This window comes from Belnapia mucosa (assembly GCF_016775475.1).
Lineage (GTDB): Bacteria > Pseudomonadota > Alphaproteobacteria > Acetobacterales > Acetobacteraceae > Belnapia > Belnapia mucosa.
Map to the genome: position 1 here is coordinate 113,506 of NZ_JAEUXJ010000012.1, position 17,096 is coordinate 130,601.

The 17,096-nt window shown below is 66.4% G+C and carries 14 protein-coding genes and 2 pseudogenes; 12 read left to right on the top strand and 4 right to left on the bottom strand.

Features of this window, described 5'->3' with window-relative positions; genetic code table 11:
- The first annotated feature begins 197 nt into the window (after positions 1 to 197).
- The 5 genes and pseudogenes from JMJ55_RS22785 (at position 198) to JMJ55_RS22800 (ending at position 4,917) form a co-directional block, all read left to right on the top strand.
- Positions 198 to 644: an EF-hand domain-containing protein gene (locus JMJ55_RS22785; protein WP_202827906.1), complete on the top strand. Its 447-nt coding sequence runs from the start codon at positions 198 to 200 to the stop codon at positions 642 to 644.
- A 432-nt stretch (positions 645 to 1,076) separates the two neighbouring features.
- Positions 1,077 to 1,184 (top strand): annotated as a pseudogene (locus JMJ55_RS31965) (hypothetical protein); the annotation flags it as partial.
- A gap of 307 nt (positions 1,185 to 1,491) precedes the next feature.
- Positions 1,492 to 2,832: an ATP-dependent metallopeptidase FtsH/Yme1/Tma family protein gene (locus JMJ55_RS31115; RefSeq protein WP_328702753.1), complete on the top strand. Its 1,341-nt coding sequence runs from the start codon at positions 1,492 to 1,494 to the stop codon at positions 2,830 to 2,832.
- The gene (locus tag JMJ55_RS22795) at positions 2,832 to 3,281 is read left to right on the top strand and encodes a host attachment protein (protein ID WP_202827907.1); all 450 of its coding nucleotides are present in this window, start codon (positions 2,832 to 2,834) and stop codon (positions 3,279 to 3,281) included. Before JMJ55_RS31115 ends, JMJ55_RS22795 begins: the two co-directional genes overlap by 1 nt.
- A gap of 43 nt (positions 3,282 to 3,324) precedes the next feature.
- On the top strand, positions 3,325 to 4,917 hold the full coding sequence (locus JMJ55_RS22800; RefSeq protein ID WP_202827908.1) for an MBL fold metallo-hydrolase RNA specificity domain-containing protein: 1,593 nt from the start codon (positions 3,325 to 3,327) through the stop codon (positions 4,915 to 4,917).
- A gap of 197 nt (positions 4,918 to 5,114) precedes the next feature.
- On the opposite strand, the gene JMJ55_RS22805 is transcribed toward JMJ55_RS22800, so the two are convergent.
- Positions 5,115 to 5,837: a GntR family transcriptional regulator gene (locus JMJ55_RS22805; protein ID WP_268885383.1), complete on the bottom strand. Its 723-nt coding sequence runs from the start codon at positions 5,835 to 5,837 to the stop codon at positions 5,115 to 5,117.
- Positions 5,838 to 5,955: 118 nt separating this feature from the next.
- On the opposite strand from JMJ55_RS22805, the gene JMJ55_RS22810 reads away from it, so the two are divergent.
- The 5 genes and pseudogenes from JMJ55_RS22810 (at position 5,956) to JMJ55_RS22830 (ending at position 12,139) form a co-directional block, all read left to right on the top strand.
- Positions 5,956 to 6,873 carry a TauD/TfdA dioxygenase family protein gene (locus tag JMJ55_RS22810; RefSeq protein ID WP_202827910.1) on the top strand — a complete coding sequence of 306 codons (918 nt, stop codon included), beginning with the start codon at positions 5,956 to 5,958 and terminating at the stop codon, positions 6,871 to 6,873.
- 47 nt (positions 6,874 to 6,920) lie between these two features.
- Positions 6,921 to 7,895, top strand: coding sequence for a Bug family tripartite tricarboxylate transporter substrate binding protein (locus JMJ55_RS22815; RefSeq protein ID WP_202827911.1), 975 nt, complete (start codon positions 6,921 to 6,923; stop codon positions 7,893 to 7,895).
- Positions 7,896 to 8,063: 168 nt separating this feature from the next.
- Entirely contained in the window at positions 8,064 to 9,017 is a 954-nt protein-coding gene (locus JMJ55_RS22820) for a tripartite tricarboxylate transporter substrate binding protein (RefSeq protein ID WP_236033941.1), read from the top strand.
- Between the two features lie 102 nt (positions 9,018 to 9,119).
- Entirely contained in the window at positions 9,120 to 10,289 is a 1,170-nt protein-coding gene (locus JMJ55_RS22825; RefSeq protein ID WP_202827913.1) for a phytanoyl-CoA dioxygenase family protein, read from the top strand.
- Positions 10,290 to 10,933: 644 nt separating this feature from the next.
- Positions 10,934 to 12,139: pseudogene (locus tag JMJ55_RS22830) on the top strand (IS3 family transposase).
- Here the strand turns inward: JMJ55_RS22830 and JMJ55_RS22835 are convergent.
- Entirely contained in the window at positions 12,053 to 13,036 is a 984-nt protein-coding gene (locus tag JMJ55_RS22835; RefSeq protein ID WP_202827914.1) for a di-heme-cytochrome C peroxidase, read from the bottom strand. The pseudogene JMJ55_RS22830 and the gene JMJ55_RS22835 overlap by 87 nt on opposite strands.
- A gap of 505 nt (positions 13,037 to 13,541) precedes the next feature.
- On the opposite strand from JMJ55_RS22835, the gene JMJ55_RS22840 reads away from it, so the two are divergent.
- Positions 13,542 to 14,123 (top strand): NUDIX domain-containing protein, encoded by a 582-nt coding sequence (locus JMJ55_RS22840; protein ID WP_202827915.1) that lies wholly within the window; start codon positions 13,542 to 13,544, stop codon positions 14,121 to 14,123.
- A gap of 346 nt (positions 14,124 to 14,469) precedes the next feature.
- Here the strand turns inward: JMJ55_RS22840 and JMJ55_RS22845 are convergent, their stop codons facing one another.
- Together JMJ55_RS22845 and JMJ55_RS22850 are read right to left on the bottom strand one after the other, a co-directional pair.
- Positions 14,470 to 14,712: a hypothetical protein gene (locus JMJ55_RS22845; RefSeq protein ID WP_202827916.1), complete on the bottom strand. Its 243-nt coding sequence runs from the start codon at positions 14,710 to 14,712 to the stop codon at positions 14,470 to 14,472.
- A 210-nt stretch (positions 14,713 to 14,922) separates the two neighbouring features.
- Positions 14,923 to 15,465 (bottom strand): DUF1003 domain-containing protein, encoded by a 543-nt coding sequence (locus JMJ55_RS22850; protein ID WP_202827917.1) that lies wholly within the window; start codon positions 15,463 to 15,465, stop codon positions 14,923 to 14,925.
- A 646-nt stretch (positions 15,466 to 16,111) separates the two neighbouring features.
- Between JMJ55_RS22850 and JMJ55_RS22855 the strand changes: the two genes are divergently transcribed.
- Positions 16,112 to 17,056, top strand: a complete 945-nt coding sequence (locus JMJ55_RS22855; RefSeq protein ID WP_236033961.1) for a glycosyltransferase family 9 protein — start codon at positions 16,112 to 16,114, stop codon at positions 17,054 to 17,056.
- The last annotated feature ends 40 nt before the right edge of the window (positions 17,057 to 17,096 follow it).

Sequence of the window (17,096 nt, forward strand, 5' to 3'; positions counted from 1 at the left end):
CATCGGCTCGCCTGGACGCTCGGCGTCAGGCGTGCTCGGCTCCCGCGTCGGCGCGACCGAAAGCCGAAGCACCGGCGGCGGCGTGCGGTGCGGTCGCTGGCGTTGCAGGAGACGGCTGGGGCCTCGCCCGATGTGCGGGACGCAGGGTGACGAAGGCCCTCGAATCCGCCTGGCCGGCTGTAGTGGAGGAGAGGGTGATGCGCTTCGGTTACTCGGCTGTCCTTGTGGGCCTGTTCCTCGCGCCGGCGGCTCCGTCGCACGCACAATGGTCACCCTGGGGCGGCCCTGACAGCCCTGGCGGGCTGTTTGGGGGCAATCCGATGGAGGCAGATACCGACCGCGACCGCCGCGTGACGCATGACGAGTTCTGGCTATGGCTGCGGGGGCGCCTGGAGCACCACGACAAAGACCGCGACGGTGCGGTGGCCCAGCACGAGTTCGACATCCGCCAGGGAGCAGGCGCTACCTTCCGCGCGCTGGACGCCGACCGGGACGGCAGGTTGACGCCAGAGGAACTCCGCCCATTGGCGGAGATGTGGTTCCGCGCCCAGGATGCGAACCGGGACGGTGCCCTGACACGCCAGGAGGTGCCGAACCGCCGGCCAAGCCCATCGGCGAACGGGCGGACGGGCGGCAACCGGTGACCTGCCCGCCTAAGCGTCGCGCCTAACGCGGCCACGGCCGCCTGTCTGCAGACACTGCGCCGATGCTTTGGCCCGGGCGAAGCCCCCTTTCGCCCGGCGTCGTCCCCATGCCCTCTTCATGGGTTGTTGTGGATCGCGCCCTAGGATGCCGCTGCCCGACCTCCGGGATCATGACCTGGATCAAAGGAGGCGCGCCGCGTCCGGGATAACCTCCTCCGGCAGGGCAGGGCCACTGCATTGCAGGGTGTCGGGAGGGGTCGGTCGCATGGAGCGGGCAAAGCAAGGCCGAACACGCCTGGAGCCCGAAGAACAGAAACGGCGCTTCGCGACCTGGTATGTCATCGGCGCTACCCTCCTCGTCATGCTGGTGCAGTCGCTATGGGGCGGGGGATGCAACCCCAGACCGTGTCCTGGACCGAATTCGACCGGCTGATGACCGAGGGCCGGGTCGCCGAGGTGACGGTGTCGCAGGACAGCATCCGGGGCCGGCTCAAGGAGCCGCTCCCTGACGGCCGGCGCGAGGTGAGCGCCGTCCGCGTCGAGCCGGCGCTGGCCGACCGCCTGCGCGACCGGGGCGTCGCCGTCACCGGCGCCCCGCCGCCCGGCCTGCTGTCGCAGTTGCTCTCCTGGCTGGCGCCGCTCCTGCTGTTCTACCTGGTATGGACCTTCGCCTTCCGCCGCATCGCCGAGCGGCGGGGCTTCGGCGGCCTGATGTCCATCGGCAAGTCGCGTGCCAAGGTCTATGTCGAGACCGACATCAGGATAGGCTTCCCCGACGTCGCCGGCGTGGACGAAGCCAAGGCGGAGCTCCAGGAAGTCGTGTCCTTCCTGAAGGAGCCGAAGGCCTATGGCCGCCTCGGTGGCCGCGCGCCCAAGGGTATCCTCCTGGTGGGACCGCCCGGGACCGGCAAGACCCTGCTCGCCCGTGCCGTGGCCGGCGAAGCGGGCGTCCCCTTCTTCTCCATCTCGGGTGCCGAGTTCGTGGAGATGTTCGTCGGCGTCGGCGGCGCCCGCGTTCGCGACCTGTTTGCCGAAGCGCGCAAGGCCGCCCCCCTGCATCATCTTCATCGACGAACTCGATGCGCTCGGGCGTAGCCGCGCGGCCGGCGGCCTGGTCGGCGGCGGCTATGACGAGAAGGAGCAGACCTTGAACCAACTCCTCGCCGAGCTGGACGGCTTCGACCCGAGCGTCGGCGTGATCCTGCTGGCGGCCACCAATCGGCCGGAGATTCTCGACCCGGCCCTGCTGCGGGCCGGCCGCTTCGACCGGCAGGTCCTGGTGGATCGGCCCGACCGCAAAGGCAGGCGGCAGATCCTGGAGGTGCATGCGCGCAAGCTGCGGCTGGCGCCGGATGCCGATCTCGATGGTATCGCCGGCCTGACGCCCGGCGCGACCGGTGCCGATCTCGCCAATATGCTGAACGAGGCGGCCCTCGCCGCCACCCGGCGCGGTGCCGAGGCCGTGGCGCAGCAGGATCTGGTGGCGGCGGTGGAACGCGTCCTCACCGGCATCGAGAAGCGCAGCCGCATCCTGAACCCGTCCGAGCGGCGCCGCGTCGCGCTGCATGAGATGGGGCATGCGCTGGTCGCGGCGAGCCTGCCCGGCGCGGATCCGGTGCTGAAGGTCTCGATCATCCCGCGGGGTGTGGGCGCCCTGGGCTACACCATGCAGCGCCCGACTGAGGATCGCTTCCTGCTGGCGCGGAGCGACCTCGAGAACCGGATGGCCGTGCTGATGGGCGGCCGCATGGCCGAGGCAATGATGTTCGGCGGCGATGTCTCCACCGGGGCGGCAGACGATCTGCAACGCGCCACCGAAGTGGCCCAGGAGATGGTCACGCGCCACGGCATGGCCGAGAGTCTCGGCAACCGTGCCTATGCGCCGCCGCGGCACACCTTCCTCGGCGATGTGGCGCTGCCACCGATGCGCGCCGAGATCAGCGAGGCGACCACGCGCGAGATCGACCTCGCCGTGTGCGACCTGGTCGAGGCAGCGGGCCACCGCGCCGGGGCAATCCTGGAGGCGCGTCGGAGCGATCTCGAAGCCGGGGCCGGGCTGTTGCTCGAGCGGGAGACGCTCACGGCCGAGGAATTCGCGCCGCTCTGCCGGCCTGCCGCCGGGCAGCAGCGGGAAGCCGCCGGTATCCTGGCTCGGCAATGTGTATCGCTAGACGGAGGACAAGGGTGATGCGTCAGGAACCCGGCTGGGTGCTGGTGGCGGATGGCCAGCGAGCACGCGTGCTGGAACGGCCCTCGCTCGGAGCACCGTGGGAGGAACTCGAAGCTGAGGCGTGGAAGGTCTTCGATCCGCCCTCCCGCTCGCTTGGGACCGACCGGCCCGGCCGCGTGCATGAAAGCCTTGGCACCACCCGCCACGCGCTGGAACCGCGGCACGATCCGCATGAGGCGCGTAAGGTGGCCTTCGCCTCCGACCTGGCCCATCGGCTTGAGGCTGCGGCGGAGGCCAGGCGCTTCGCAAGGCTGATCCTGGTGGCACCTCCTGCCTTTCTGGGTCATCTCCGCGACGCCCTCGGCGATGGCACGCGCCAGCGGCTGAAGGGCAGCCTGGACCTCGATCTGACGAAGGCGACGCTCGCCGAGATCGTCGCCCATCTGCCGGAGCATCGGCCGGCCTGACCGGCCGCGCGATGGATACAACAACACTGTCGGGATGGATGCCATGGGTATCAGCCTGAAGGTCTGTGGCGCCGCCCGAACGGTGACCGGCCTTTGCCTGCTGTTCGAAACACCGGACGCACGCTTCCTGGTGGATTGTGGCATGTTCCAGGGCCCGAAGACGCTGAAGGCGCTGAACTACGAGCCCTTCCCCTTCGACCCGCGCGACATCGATGCCGTATTGCTGACCCATGCCCATATCGATCACAGCGGGCTGATCCCGCGCCTGGTCAAACAGGGCTTTCGTGGCGCGGTGCATGCGACGCAGCCAACCATAGAGCTCTGCTCCTGCATGCTGCCCGATGCGGGTCACATCCAGGAATTCGAAGTCAAGGCGCTGAACCGCCGCAACCGCCGGCGCGGCCAGGATCCGGTGCGTCCGATCTACACCGCAGCGGATGCGGAGCATGCTCTCACCGCCTTCCAGGCAGTCGCCTATGACGAATGGGTTTCGCCCATACGCGGTCTGCGTGCCCGCTGGTGGAATGCGGGCCATATGTTGGGCTCGGCTTCGATCGAGCTCGAATTCGCGCTGCCCGGGCGGGCCATGCGGGTGTTGGTGTCGGGCGATGTCGGCCCCAAGGCCACTGGCTTGCAACCGATGTCGACCGGCCCGGTGGGCGGCGTCGACCATGTCATCGTCGAATCCACCTATGGCGATGAGGATCGGCCGCTGGTCACACCGGAGGCGAGGCGTGCCGCGCTCGCCGAGGTCGTGCGCCTGGCCGCATCCCAGGGCGGCGCCCTGCTCATTCCCACCTTCGCCGTCGAGCGCGCGCAGGAAGTGGTGCTGGACCTCGTCCGCTTGATGCAAGCCAATGAGATCCCGGCCGCCGACATCCACCTCGATTCTCCCCTGGCAATCCGCGCAAGCCGCGTCTTCGAGAGAAACGCGGCGGCGTTGGACGATGGTCAGGCCATGCGTGAGGCCCTGGCCTCGCCGCGGCTGCGCTATGAGCTCGATGGCGAAGCCAGTCGGCGCATCGCGCGGCTGGAGGGTTTCCATATCGTGCTTGCCGGCAGCGGCATGTGCGAGGCCGGGCGCATCCGCCAGCATCTGAAAGCCAGGCTATGGGACGCACGAGCAGTGGTCGCGCTGGTCGGCTTCCAGGCCATGGGGACGCTCGGCCGCTTGTTGCAGGATGGCGCGTCGCGCGTGCGCATCCAGGGCGAAACCTTCCAGGTCGCCGCACGCATCACCCGGATCGAGGGGTATTCCGCCCATGCCGATGGGCCGGAGCTTGGCCGCTGGATCGAGGCCCGAAGGCCGGTGGGCGGTGGGGTCTTCCTCGTGCATGGCGAGCCGGACGCGATCGAAGGCTTGGCCAAACGCGTGGTCGGACGTGGCATCGCACCGGATGCGGCGGTGATCCGGCCCAAGCTCGATGAGGTGTTCCGGCTGGAGCCTGGCGTGGTGCCGATGCGCGATGCGGCAGCATCGCTTCGCCGACGTGATGCCACGGACACGGTCGGCGAGCCGGATTGGCACAACCGCCGGGCCGCACTGCTCCTGAGCATCGAGGAAGCCTTGGACCGGGCTACCGACGACCAGTCACGGGCGGCACTGATCGACCGGTTGCGCCGCGCCATGGGGTAGCGGTGCGGTGCCGCGAGTCGGCGGCAAGAACGCATCGCTTGGGGAAATGATCGGCAAGCTCGCCAAGCCGGTGTCCAGGTGCCGCCAGGCTTTGCTGCAGGATACCGGCGCTGCCATCCGCTGCCTGTTCCTGGAAGCGGAGTTTCCGGCCAGCACGGCCGCGGCAATCCGCCAGGCTTATGCGAGCGAGCGGCGCTTCAGGCTTGGCTTGCGACGGCCCTGTCGAGCTGCTGTTGGACCCGCGCTGCTGAGTGCGTGAGCAGAAGCCGGGCCGCGGCCTCGGCGCCCTCGGCATCCCCCGCGGCGACGCGGTCCGCCAGCCGCCGCCAGTCCGCCGCAGACTCGGCCCGCCAATCGGCTCGCAGGAAGCTCGTGGCCTGACAGCGGATCAGCTGCCAGGTGCTGATACCCGCCAGCCGCTCGTAGACATCCGGGAGATGCCGGTTGCCACAGCCGCTCACCAGCAGCGCCTGGGCGCGCACCGAGCACGCCGCGAAGGTCTGCGGATCCGTGGCCAGGTCGGCGGCCAATCGCTCCATCTGCGCCGCCAAGTCCCGCAGCTCGGCAAGCATCACCGGCGTCGAGAGGCGGGCGCAGCGCGCCACGGCCATGCCGAGGAGGGTGGCGCGCAGCTCGAAGAGGTCAGCGACGTCCTCGCGCGAGAACTCGGCCACCCGGGCGCCGAAGCGTGGGACGCGCACCACGAAGCCCCCCTTGGCGAGGGCGATCAGCGCCTCGCGCACGGTCGCCCGGCTCACCGCATGCTGCTGCGCGAGGGTTTCCTCCTTCAGCCGGTCGCCCGCCCGCAGGCGTCCGGTCATCACCTCCGCCAGCAGCAGGTCTGCAAGGCGCTCAGGGAGGGACTTGGCGGACTTCCCCAGGGGCAAGGCCCCATCCGGGCCTAGTTCTGTCTCGTTCATGCGGGCGCAGTTCTACTCCTCCTTGTGACGTGGTGCCGAGGCCCCAGGGGCGCGCAGATTCCAAAATCTTGTCAGACAGTCGACATACGACTAGGCTCCTGCCCAGGAGAAGCTGTCCATGAGCAACCTCAATATCCGCCCCCTGGGCTTCGCCGCCGGCGCCGAGGTCACCGGCCTCGACCTCTGCCAGCCACTCGCCGAGGCGGACCGCGGTGCGATCAATGACGCTTGGCTGCGCCACTTGGTCCTGGTCTTCCCCGGCCAGGACCTGACGCCGGAGCAGCAGATCGCCTTCGCCCGGAACTTTGGCGAACTCGATGATCACGCGTCGCAGGCGCCCTCGACCCTGCATCCCGAGCACCGGGAGATCCTGGTCCTGACGAACAAGCAGGTCGGGGGAAAGCCGTCCGGTACGCACAACTCCGGCCGGAACTGGCACACGGACCTGAGCTACACGGAGCGCCCAGCCAAGGGCGCCCTGCTCTCCTGCAAGGAGAAGCCACCTGTCGGCGGTGACACGATGTGGGCGAACCTCTACCTCGCTTACGAGACGCTCAGCCCCGCGATACGCGCGCTCCTGGAGGGGCTTGAGGCCGTCCACGACGTCACGCTGATCAAGGGCATCGAGCAGCGCGACCCGGCGCTCGTGGCCGACATGAAGCGCCGGAACCCGGCGGTCGTGCACCCGGTCATGCGAGTACACCCGGAGACCGGACGCAAGTCGCTCCTCATCGGTCAGCGCATCCGCGGCTTCGTCGGCATGTCAGACGAGGAAAGCCAAAGCCTCCTGTCTATGCTCAACACCCACGCGACCTCGCCCGAGTTCGTCTACCGGCACCGCTGGAGCGTGGGTGACCTTGTTATGTGGGACAACCGCTGCACCTGCCACGTCGCGCTCGCCGACTTCGACCAGACGAAGCCGCGGGTCATGCACCGCTGTTCTCTGGAAGGCGAGCAGAAGACAGGGCGGATCATAACGGCCGCCGGGATGGGTGACCGAGCCTCCATGCTCCAGGCCGTCGCCGCCGTGTCCTGAGCGGCCCGTAGAGGCCCGCCGGCGAACGCCCACGGGGAGGAAACAACATGCGGCGCATCAGAACGGTGCTCCTGCTCATCCTGTTCTCAGCTGCCATCGCAGCGCCGGCCGTTCCCCAGACGGCGGCTTGGCCGACCCAGCCCATACGGATGGTCGTGGCCTTCCCACCGGGTGGGGCAACCGACGTGATGGCCCGTCTGCTCGCCCAGGGATTGACGGGGGAAGTCGGTCAGAACGTCATCGTCGAGAACCGTGCCGGGGCCAGCGGCATCGTTGGTTCCGAGGCTGTCGCAAAGGCCGCGCCCGACGGCTACACGCTCCTCTTCGCACCGAGCTCGCACGCCACGCTGAGTGAACTCTACCCCTCGCTGCCGTTCAGCCCTGTGCGGGACTTTACATCCATCGCGACCTTCGCGCGGACGCCATACCTCTTTGTCGTTAGTCCGGGCGTTCCGGCGCAGTCGATGCAAGGGTTGATTGAACTCGCCCGCCGCCGCCCCGGCGAGATCGCCTATGCCTCCACCGGGATGGGGACGGCGCAGCACCTGGCCGGGGAGATCCTGCGCCGGGTCGCTGGCATCGACATCCTGCACGTTCCCTACAAGGGGAGCGGCGCGGTCCGCGCCGACCTGCTCGCCGGACGCATCCAGTCGATGTTCGACAATGTCGCGGTGATGCTCCCGTATGTCCGACGGGGTGAGGTCCGGGCCCTCGCCGTCACCGGAGCGAAGCGGAGCCCTCTGGTACCCAACCTCCCGACCCTCCGCGAACTTGGCTTTCGGGAGGCAGAGATCGAGGGCTGGTTCGTTCTCCTCGGCCCCGCCGGTGTGCCGGATGACATTGTCCGCCGCTTGAACGCCGCCGTGAACGCGGTCCTCTCCGTACCTTCCACGGTGGAGCATCTCGCGGAACTCGGTGCCGAGCCGCTCATCGGGAAGCCCGAGGACGTGACTGCGCTGATTGCCGGCGACCGCGAGAAGTGGGGTCGTGTGATCCGCGAGGCCCAGATTCGGGTGGAATAGCCTTGGCGATCATTCTCATGCCGATGCCACGGCTGCGTTGGGTCGCTTCAGACGCCCTGACGCTGTCCCGTCGCCCGGACCCGGGCCGAGGACACCAAAGAAGAAAATGCCGCACGCAGCGAGCATGCTGGAGGAAAAGCCACCGTGAAGGTACGCCGTAGGGATCTCATGGCCACCGGGTTTGCCGCCTATGCGACACCCGGGTTGGCACAGTCGTCATCGGCCGCTTCTCGCTTTCCCGAGCGGCCGGTGCGGATTGTCGTTGCCTACAGCGCCGGTGGGGCTGCGGACAGCCAGGCCCGTCTGGCTGCCCAGCATCTGAGTGAGATGTGGAATACGCCCGTCGTGGTCGAGAACCGGCCTGGAGGGAACACGCTGATCGCGACCCAGGCTGTGCAACGCTCTGCGCCAGACGGCCACACCATGCTGTCGGTCTCTCTGCCCTTCGCGCTCAACCCGGTGATGTTCGAGAAATTACCTTACGACCCATTCCAGGATTTTCTTCCTGTCGGCTTAATATCCAGTATTCCCAACATTTTGGTCGTTCACCCCTCCTTCCCGGCACGAACGGTGGGTGAATTCATCGCTTATGCACGCGCCAACCCTGGCAAGGTCACGGTGGCCCACACCGGCATTGGCAGCATTACCCATCTGTCTGGCGAACTGCTCTACGATAAGACTGGCATCGAGGTGACAATGATCGCCTACCCAGGCAGTACCCCAGCCCATGCCGACGTCCTCTCAGGGCGCGTCTCGGCGATGTTCGATAGCAGCATGCTGCCACACATCGAAGCGCGGCGCGTGCGAGCGCTTGGCGTCACGTCAGCGGAGCGTCTTGACCTCCTGCCAGACTTGCCGACCATCGCCGAGCAGGGCTTTCCCGGCTACAGCGCCGCGGCCTTCTACGGATTGGTGGCGCCGCGTGAAACGCCCCCCATGGTCGTCGAGAAGATAGCGGCCGACCTTCGTTCGGTTCTCCAACTGCCAGAGGTGCGTTCACGCATGCGGGATATGACATTCATTGCCGGCGACACGACCCCAGCCTCCTTCAGCGCATTCATACAGGAGGAGGCCGCACGCTGGGGTGGCCTGGTAAAGCGCAGAGAGATTCGTCCAGGCTAACGCCCAAAGCCTAACTTGTTCGCGGCCTAGCCACCCACGCCGCTTGGGCCTGCCACTCTGCTTCCTGAACATGGACAAATGAAGCAAAAGGAGAAAACGAGGATGTCTGCCACTGCGGAAGCACCAACTCTGTCGCGTGCCGATCATGATGCAGGTATGCGCGACTATCGTATTGCAGGCGAGCGCCTTGCCGCCGAGATCGGCAATCGGGGCCCGCTTCGACTGACCGATGACGGCCGCCTGCACCCTGATATCCTTGCCGCCTACTGGCGGCATGGGTACTACATTTTCGAAGGGGTTATCGACCAGGCAGAGGTCGAAGCGCTCCGGCGCGACGCTCAAGACATGCTGGAGCGCGCGCCGGTTACGCCCGACGCCAAGATCGATGCGCAAGGTCGTCCTGCTCTCGGTCTCGATTATGCGCGTTGCCCTTACCGCTATACCAAACCACTGTCCGACCCTTGGGGCGGCACCGATGCGCTGAACGGCCGCCATCCGGCGCAAATGGCACAGCCGAAGGCCGATGAAGGTGCGCCCGAGCAGGTGGTCTTCCTGATGTACTCGATGTGCCAGTCTATGCCGTCGGGTCTCAGGCTATACGGGCATCCGGGACTGCTGGCGGTCGCGCAGTCGATCAACGGCACCGACTTCGTGCCTTTCAACGACGCCATCTTTGTCAAGCAGCCGGGCCTTGGCGGTTCTGTCGCCTGGCATCAGGATGGCGTCACGCACTGGAATTCGCCCGACTGGGATGAGGGCATCCATGGCTTTAACTTCCAGGTGCAAATTTATCCGACAACGGTGGGCAACTGCTTGTGGGTCATCCCCGGCTCGCACAAACTCGGCAAAGTCGACATCAAGAGACTTGTCGCGGAAAATGGCGGCAGCGAGCAGTTGCCAGGTGCGGTACCGCTTGTTTGCAAAGCGGGTGACGTCACGATTGTGAATCGCCAGATGGTTCACGGCTCCTTCGCCAACAGCTCGCCTGATCTTCGCATCTCACTGACCTTTGGTTTCCATCGGCGTAAGTCGGTGCTCGGTCAGAAGGCAGCCCTGTCGATAACCGAGACCAATGCGGTTTACGATGAGAAGCGCGTCTTCGAGCGTGCGGCCGTCATCCAGGTGGCAATCGACGCACGCGGCCAGGCGTTCCCCCAGGAGACGAGGTTCCGCTACCAGCCATTTGCCGGGATCGAGGATCAGTTCCGCTTTACGCCTGAGACCTTCGAGCGCGTGATCCGCGACTACAACACCAAGGACTTATCTATCTAAGCTCGACTTTAGCCATTCAGGCCGTGTGGCAGAGGGCATAGGTGATGCCCTCGCGTAGAGCAGGCGGGAGTTTCGCAGCGTCGACCGACTGCCGGGACACGGCGAAACCCTGCTCGCTCCAGATCGCAGCTGGTACCGCGGCGAGACTGTTGGCAAAGATCGGCCGCTGCTTGTGGTATCAGGCGCTGGCCGAGACCTGGATGCGAGCGCGACCGTTGAGGCGCGACGCCAACAGGGTGACGATCGGGAATGGCCCAAGCAGACATGGCGTGGTGCGGGCGATAGCCTTGCGCGGCTTCGCCACCAGCGTCTCGGTCGCATCATGGACGCCACAAGCGCCTCGGTCGTGGCGGCGTATGAACGCCCCCTCAAGGGGCTGGAGACGCGCACGGCTTTGATGCGAGAGCGTATGGTGTCCGGCAGCAAGCCGCTGATGAGTTTCGGCGAAACCTATCGAACTGCCTTTGGCTTCCTCGCAAACCCTCGGAAATTTTGGAATTCGGAGAGGATCGAGGACCGCCGCGCGGTGCTCAAACCCGTCTTCGCGGACCGCCTGCCATACGTGCGGGGCAAAGGCTATCGAATGACGTGCTCCCCGTGGTTCCAGCCAGGGATAAGTTGGGTCCGTCGAGGAGCAGAGGACGATGCGACGGAGCCGGTTCACCGAGGGTCAGATCCTCGGGATCCTGAAGGAGCATGAGGCGGGGCGGTCGGCGGCGGATCTGTGCCGGAAGCACGGGATCAGCGATCAGACGCTCTACAACTGGGAGGCCAAGTATGGCGGTCTGAAGCCGTCGGAGGCATCGCGGCTGAAGGGGCTGGAGGACGAGAACCGGCGCCTGAAGAAGCTGCTGGCCGAGGCGGTGATGGACAACTCGGTGCTACGGGAGTTGCTGAGAAAAAACTGATCGGGCCTGCGGCGCGGTTCGGAGCGGTGGAGCGCGTGATGCGCGAGCACGGCTACAGCGAACGGGCGGCCTGCAGGCTGATCGGGGTTGATCGGTCGGCGTTCCGGTATGAGCGCGCCGATGATGGGGATGCAGAGCTGCGGAAGCGGCTGCGCGACCTGGCCGGTCAGCGTCGCCGGTTCGGCTACCGGCGGCTGGCGATCCTGCTGCGGCGGGAGGGTGCTGTCGTGAACCTGAAGCGCATCTGGCGGCTGTATCGCGAGGAGCGGTTTTCGGTGCGGCGACGCGGCGGACGTAAGCGGGCGCTCGGCACGCGGGCGCCGATGACGGTGCCGCAGGGTGCCGCAGGGTGCCGATCAGCGATGGAGCCTGGACTTCGTGGCCGATGCGCTGGCCGATGGTCGGCGGTTCAGGGTGCTGTGCGTGGTGGACGACTTCACGCGGGAGGCACTGGCGACGGTGGTGGACACCTCGATCAGCGGCGCGCGGGTGATGCGCGAGCTGGAGCGCCTGGTGGCCGGGCGGCGCCTGCCCGCGACGATCGTCAGCGACAACGGCACGGAGCTGACCTCGGTGGCGGTCCTGCGTTGGGCGGAGGAGCGCAGCGTGGAATGGCACTACATCGCGCCGGGCAAGCCGCAGCAGAATGCGTTCGTGGAGAGCTTCAACGGCCGCCTGCGCGACGAACGCCTGAACGAGCATGTGTTCGGCTCGCTGGCCGAGGCGCGTCGGCTGATCGAGGCCTGGCGGGAGGACTACAACTTGGTCCGGCCTCACGGCAGCCTCGGCGGTCGGGCGCCGGAGGAGTTTGCCAGACACAGCGCCCGCGCGAAGGATCGGGCCGAGGGCGCTGCGCTACTCGAGGGCTCCGCGCCCTCGGCCCGATCCACCACGGTCCCGAACAGGGGTAAACGGAGAACGGATCCAAGTTATCCGCGGTAGGAAAGCAGGGAGCACGTCACGAACCGCCAAAATCTCCATGCCGTTCAGGTCCTTGGGAAACTTGGAAGTGCCCGAAATGGGAATGGCGCCATTGTACTGCATCCAGTCGAACCAGGGGGCGTCCCACAGAGCCGGGTAGCTCACCGGCCCGTCTGCCACCGCCAAGTTCGAGGGTGTTTGGGTCAAGGTGCCAAAGACGAAGTTCCCGCCTCGGCCTAACGCGTCCAGCCGACCGAAACCCTCCGCTACCCGGTACAGCCGACGCCGTTCCGCAAGCCCTCTCCCGGTGGCGCCGGCGTCCAGGGCGAGCTCGAGCCGGCGCCGCAGTCGCTCCCGGGCCTCCGACGTGTCCGCCTCGCCGGTCGCGGCCAGCACCCACCTGGCGAAGCGGGGGTCCGAGTGGTAGGTCATGTAAAGCGCGAGGCCGATCCGCTCTTGGAAGGCCCCGGTATCCGCCATCGATGGACCGCCATCGATCCGAATAGCCCGGCCTCGATATTCGATCTGGCCCGTGTGGCAGGCGGCGCAGGTCAGCCCAACCACAGCTTCGGTTTCGGTGGTTCCGTCATTAGCTCCGAACTCGTCCTTGGCGAAGCCAATCGGTAAGCCGTCGGGGTTGGCTGCCGAGGGTGGGGATGGGATAAACCCAAGCCGCGGCAGGTAGTCCGCCTCGATGAAGCGGGGCGCGCCGTCGGGCCAACTGGGCTGGGGCTGCTCAAGCGCCATGAACCGGGCGTAGGGCATGATCTTGGTGCCCTGGGAAGTATGGTGGAACCACTGGCGCTGCGCCGTCGTCCAGTTCTGCTCGGCAACCTCCCGAACGGCCTCTGGTGGCTTGTAGTCCGGAAGCCTCCCAGCGCATCCGACCGACGCCACCGCAATGGTGAGTGCGACCATGGTGCGGCTCCGCCCTGCGGATAACTCATACTGCCATTTCGCTACGGCTCGATCCCCTCAGCCTCGCCGCGTCCCTTGGCATGCACAGCCATGGCCTACCTCCCACCAGGAATGCAGATGCTAGGTCGGCGTGATCTAGATTGCGAATATGATGACTGTCCCCATCGAATCCGACGCCGGGCCGCTTATAGAGCGCGATGGTGCCAGACTGCATCGCCTCGACGACGATCCAGCGCTTTTGGTCCGTCAGGCCTTCCACGTCGGCTTCCATCGGCATCGGCAGCACCGCCTCCGCGACGCTGCGAAAGAAGTCGTCATCTCCGGCTTCGCCAGCAGGTCCGCCAGTGGCAGTCTGTCGTCGGTCATCGGGTCCTCGGCCGGTCAGGAGTGGGAGCCTCGCAACTCCACCCTAGCCATCAGGTCCGATGGCCGCCCCAGCCTTACACCCCGGCCGATGCCGGAGTTTCCACCTCCACGGATGTTACCAGGAAGGGTGCAGGTCCGCATGACCGAGATGAAGCCTACGATCGAGCAGATGGTGCTGAAGCATCAACGCTGGTCGCGCCTGCTTATAGCCACTATACGCCTACCGAGTGGCCAAACTGTGCAGCGTGACGTGGAGGACCACGGTCAAGCGGTGGCGGTGCTGCCGTTTGACCCTCAACGCCGCACCGCGCTGCTGGTTAGACAGTTCCGAGCTCCGCCCTTCTACGCTGCCGGCGAGTCCGAGATGTTGGAGCTGCCGGCTGGCCGCCTTGACGAAGACGATCCCTCCGCCGGTGCTCGGCGCGAAACGCTCGAAGAGATTGGCCTGCGTTTGGGGAAACTAGAGCTAGTGATGGTGGCATGGACCATGCCAGCATTGTCCACAGAACGAGTGCACTTGTTCCTAGCTCCCTACCATGTTGCCGACCGCGTCGCTAAGGGCGGTGGCTTGGCCGACGAACATGAGGACATCACCGTGGCGGAACTACCATTGGCCAAGTTGGCGGAAATGGCTGACCGCGGCGCGCTGACCGAGCTGAAGCTATTCGCCTTGGTGCAGACTCTTCGGCTTCGTCGGCCGGAGCTATTCACCGCCTGCTAAAAGCCCGTTCCGGCAACCGCATTTCGGGCAACGGCGGTGGAATTAGAGCAGCATTCATCGCGTGCATGCCTCTGCCCTGCATCAGCCTGCCGTTACCTTGGCGAGCTTGATGGGTTATTCTCGCTCCAGACGAGCTCCCATTCACATTTCAACGTTGATGCAGCGGAGGAGAAAATATCGGAACTTCGTGCTCCCTTGATCTGCCCAAGACGGATTCGACAACCTGCTTGCGCAATCGATATCGGCTGCGCCGGCCAGCGTGTCGGAGCCGCCTGCGCATGGCTGAGACGAGCGGTCCGCGTTGTCGGTCGCTACCACCGTCGGAGTGCTTGGACGCCTGCGGTGGCTATGTCGGGCGGTTCCCGTGCCTCGCAAGGTCGGCTAGGTTGGCCTCAGAACAGTAGCTGCTGCCAGCAGAGAACTCGACGGGCGTAGCACCGGTGCAGGAGGTGACTGCGTCGAGCAGCAGTGCCAACGCGTCATAATCGGCGGCGTTGTTGCTCCGGTAGTACGTCACGATGATTTGGGCCTTGTCATCCATTGCGGCCTGGGCGTTGTAAGCCTGCACGAAGCCGTCGCGGTCCTTCATGATCCGGCTCTCGGAGTCGGTGACGTTGCATCCCTTCGGCCTGCGCCAGCCAGCCCTCGACTTCGGCGTCCAACTCGGCCGCGGTTGGCCGCCCGGCCGTAGCTCGTCGCCTTATGCTTGATGGTATTGGAGCGCAGCTAGATGCCGTCCACCGCGAGATAGTTGAGCCCGACGAGACCGGCGAGTGCGATCATGTCCCTTCAGTGACACTCAGCCTCTCTGCTGCCGCGCTTCAATCTCATCCAGCACGGCTTCCGGAGCGACGTCCTGCTGCACCTCCTGCAACTCAGGATCGGCGTTGGCCCGGATGTCCAGACGCTCGGCTATGGCGACGACAAGTTCGGACAGCTTGGTCAGCTCATGCTCTGTCAAGAGGCTGATCTGAAGGTCCAAATCGGCGCGCTTGTCAGCCGCAGCGGCCATGCGGTTCTGGCTGATGAGCACGAAGGTGGAGAGGAAGATGGCCTCTACCGAGGCCTCCATTGCGAGCACTACGAAGGATGGGTCGAACGCGGGCATACCCGGGATGAATCCAAGATTTACTAGGATCCAGGCGCCGTAGAGGGCGAGGTGGATGTAGACAAAGACCATACTGCCGGTGAAGCGGGTGATGACCTCGGCGATCCGCTCCTCGCGGGTCGCCGCCGCAGTTTCCTCACGGCGCCGGTTCTCCAGGGCCTGGATGTTACGCTTGAGGGAGGTGCTGAGGCTGTCTGGCTTGGGCAGCGGCACGGTCGGTGTTGGGCTTGGCATATTGGCAGTGATCCCTGGCTCCGAAGGCGCGTGAGCGTCAGGCAGAACGCGCAAAAGACGGGCATGGATGTGGTCAGCTCGAGGCAGCCACTGCTGAAGACCGATAGGTCTCGCCCGTCGCCAGCAAGACCCAAACCGTTCTGGCCGTCTTGTTGACGAGGGCGACGACTACGAACATGCGCGGCTTGCGCGAGAGTATCCCGCAGCCGAGCTGTCGTGTAGGGCTCGCAGCATTGAGGCGGGGGGTGTGGTTTGCTGGTCCCAGGAGCCGCCATGCCATGCCTTTCCTATCTGCTCTACCCGGTCGGATTCACTCGCGGCAATCTCGCAACATGCGGGCCCATCGCGGCTATGCACCGCATGGCCAGCGGCGGCCCGATTGTGGCCGGATGCTTTCCGAACAGCTCAGGGACCACCAATCCGGCTTTCGCTAAATCGAAAAATCCAGGAGCATTCCTAATGCCGCCACCGCGGGCGTCGGCACAGCCTGCGCAGCATCCTCCCGCACCAGGTTGCGCGGAACCGGGCGGTCGGCGGATGCGTTGCGCCGCGAGTTCGGTGCGGAATGCTCGCAGCAGCACGGCGGGAGCAGCAGGGGATCGTGTCAGCGGTCAGCAGTGATTCCGGAGCCCTTTGGGTGCACTATATGCGCCGCGGCGACTGGGGGGAGGCCTGGAGCATCAGCGATGCGGTGCTGCGCGCCCGCGCCGGGGTGCGGGACTGGAGCCGCCCACGTCACCTGCAGGCCGTATGGGACGGCACGCCGCTGGACGGGCGGCGGATCCTCGTCCGCTGCTATCACGGTCTCGGCGACACCATCCAGTTCATCCGCTTCGCGCCCCTGGTCCAGGCCCGTGCATCCGAGCTGACGGTCTGGGCGCAGCCGGCGCTTATCCCGCTGCTCCGCACGATGTCGGGGGTCGGACGCCTTCTGCCGCTGCATGACGGCACACCGGAGGTCGCTTATGACGTCGATGTGGAGGTGATGGAACTGCCCCATGTCCTCCGCACTACGATCGGAACCCTCCCCGCCCAGGTCCCCTATCTGCACCCGCCCCACCGTGACCTGCGGGCAGGCATCGGCCCGGCACGTCCTGGTCTCGCGGTGGGGCTGGTCTGGCGGTCCGGCGACTGGGATTACGAGCGCCGCTCTGTGCCCTTCGGCCTGCTCGCACCGCTCGGGACCGTCCCTGGCGTCGCGCTGCACATCCTCCAGCGCGGCCCTGCGCTGGAGGAGCGGTTGCCCGATTTCGGCATCCTCTCCGGTTCCGACGACATACTCGAGGCGGCAGCGGTGATGCGCGGCCTTGATCTCGTCATCAGCATCGACTCCATGCCGGCCCACCTGGCTGGCGCGCTCGGCCTTCCCGTCTGGACGCTGCTCGCCAGCGACGCCGACTGGCGCTGGATGGAGGAGCGCGAGGACAGCCCGTGGTACCCGAGCATGCGGCTCTTCCGGCAGAGGCGTTCCGGTGCCTGGGGCGAGGTCATCGCCCGTGTGGCTGATGCGCTGCGGACCCTTGCGGCGGCGCGCCGATCATCCGGTGCGGCTGGAAGCCAGGCGCGGCCAATAGGCGGCGCCGTCCCATAGCGCCAGCTCACGGGTTCCGTTCCGCAGCACGGCAAATCCG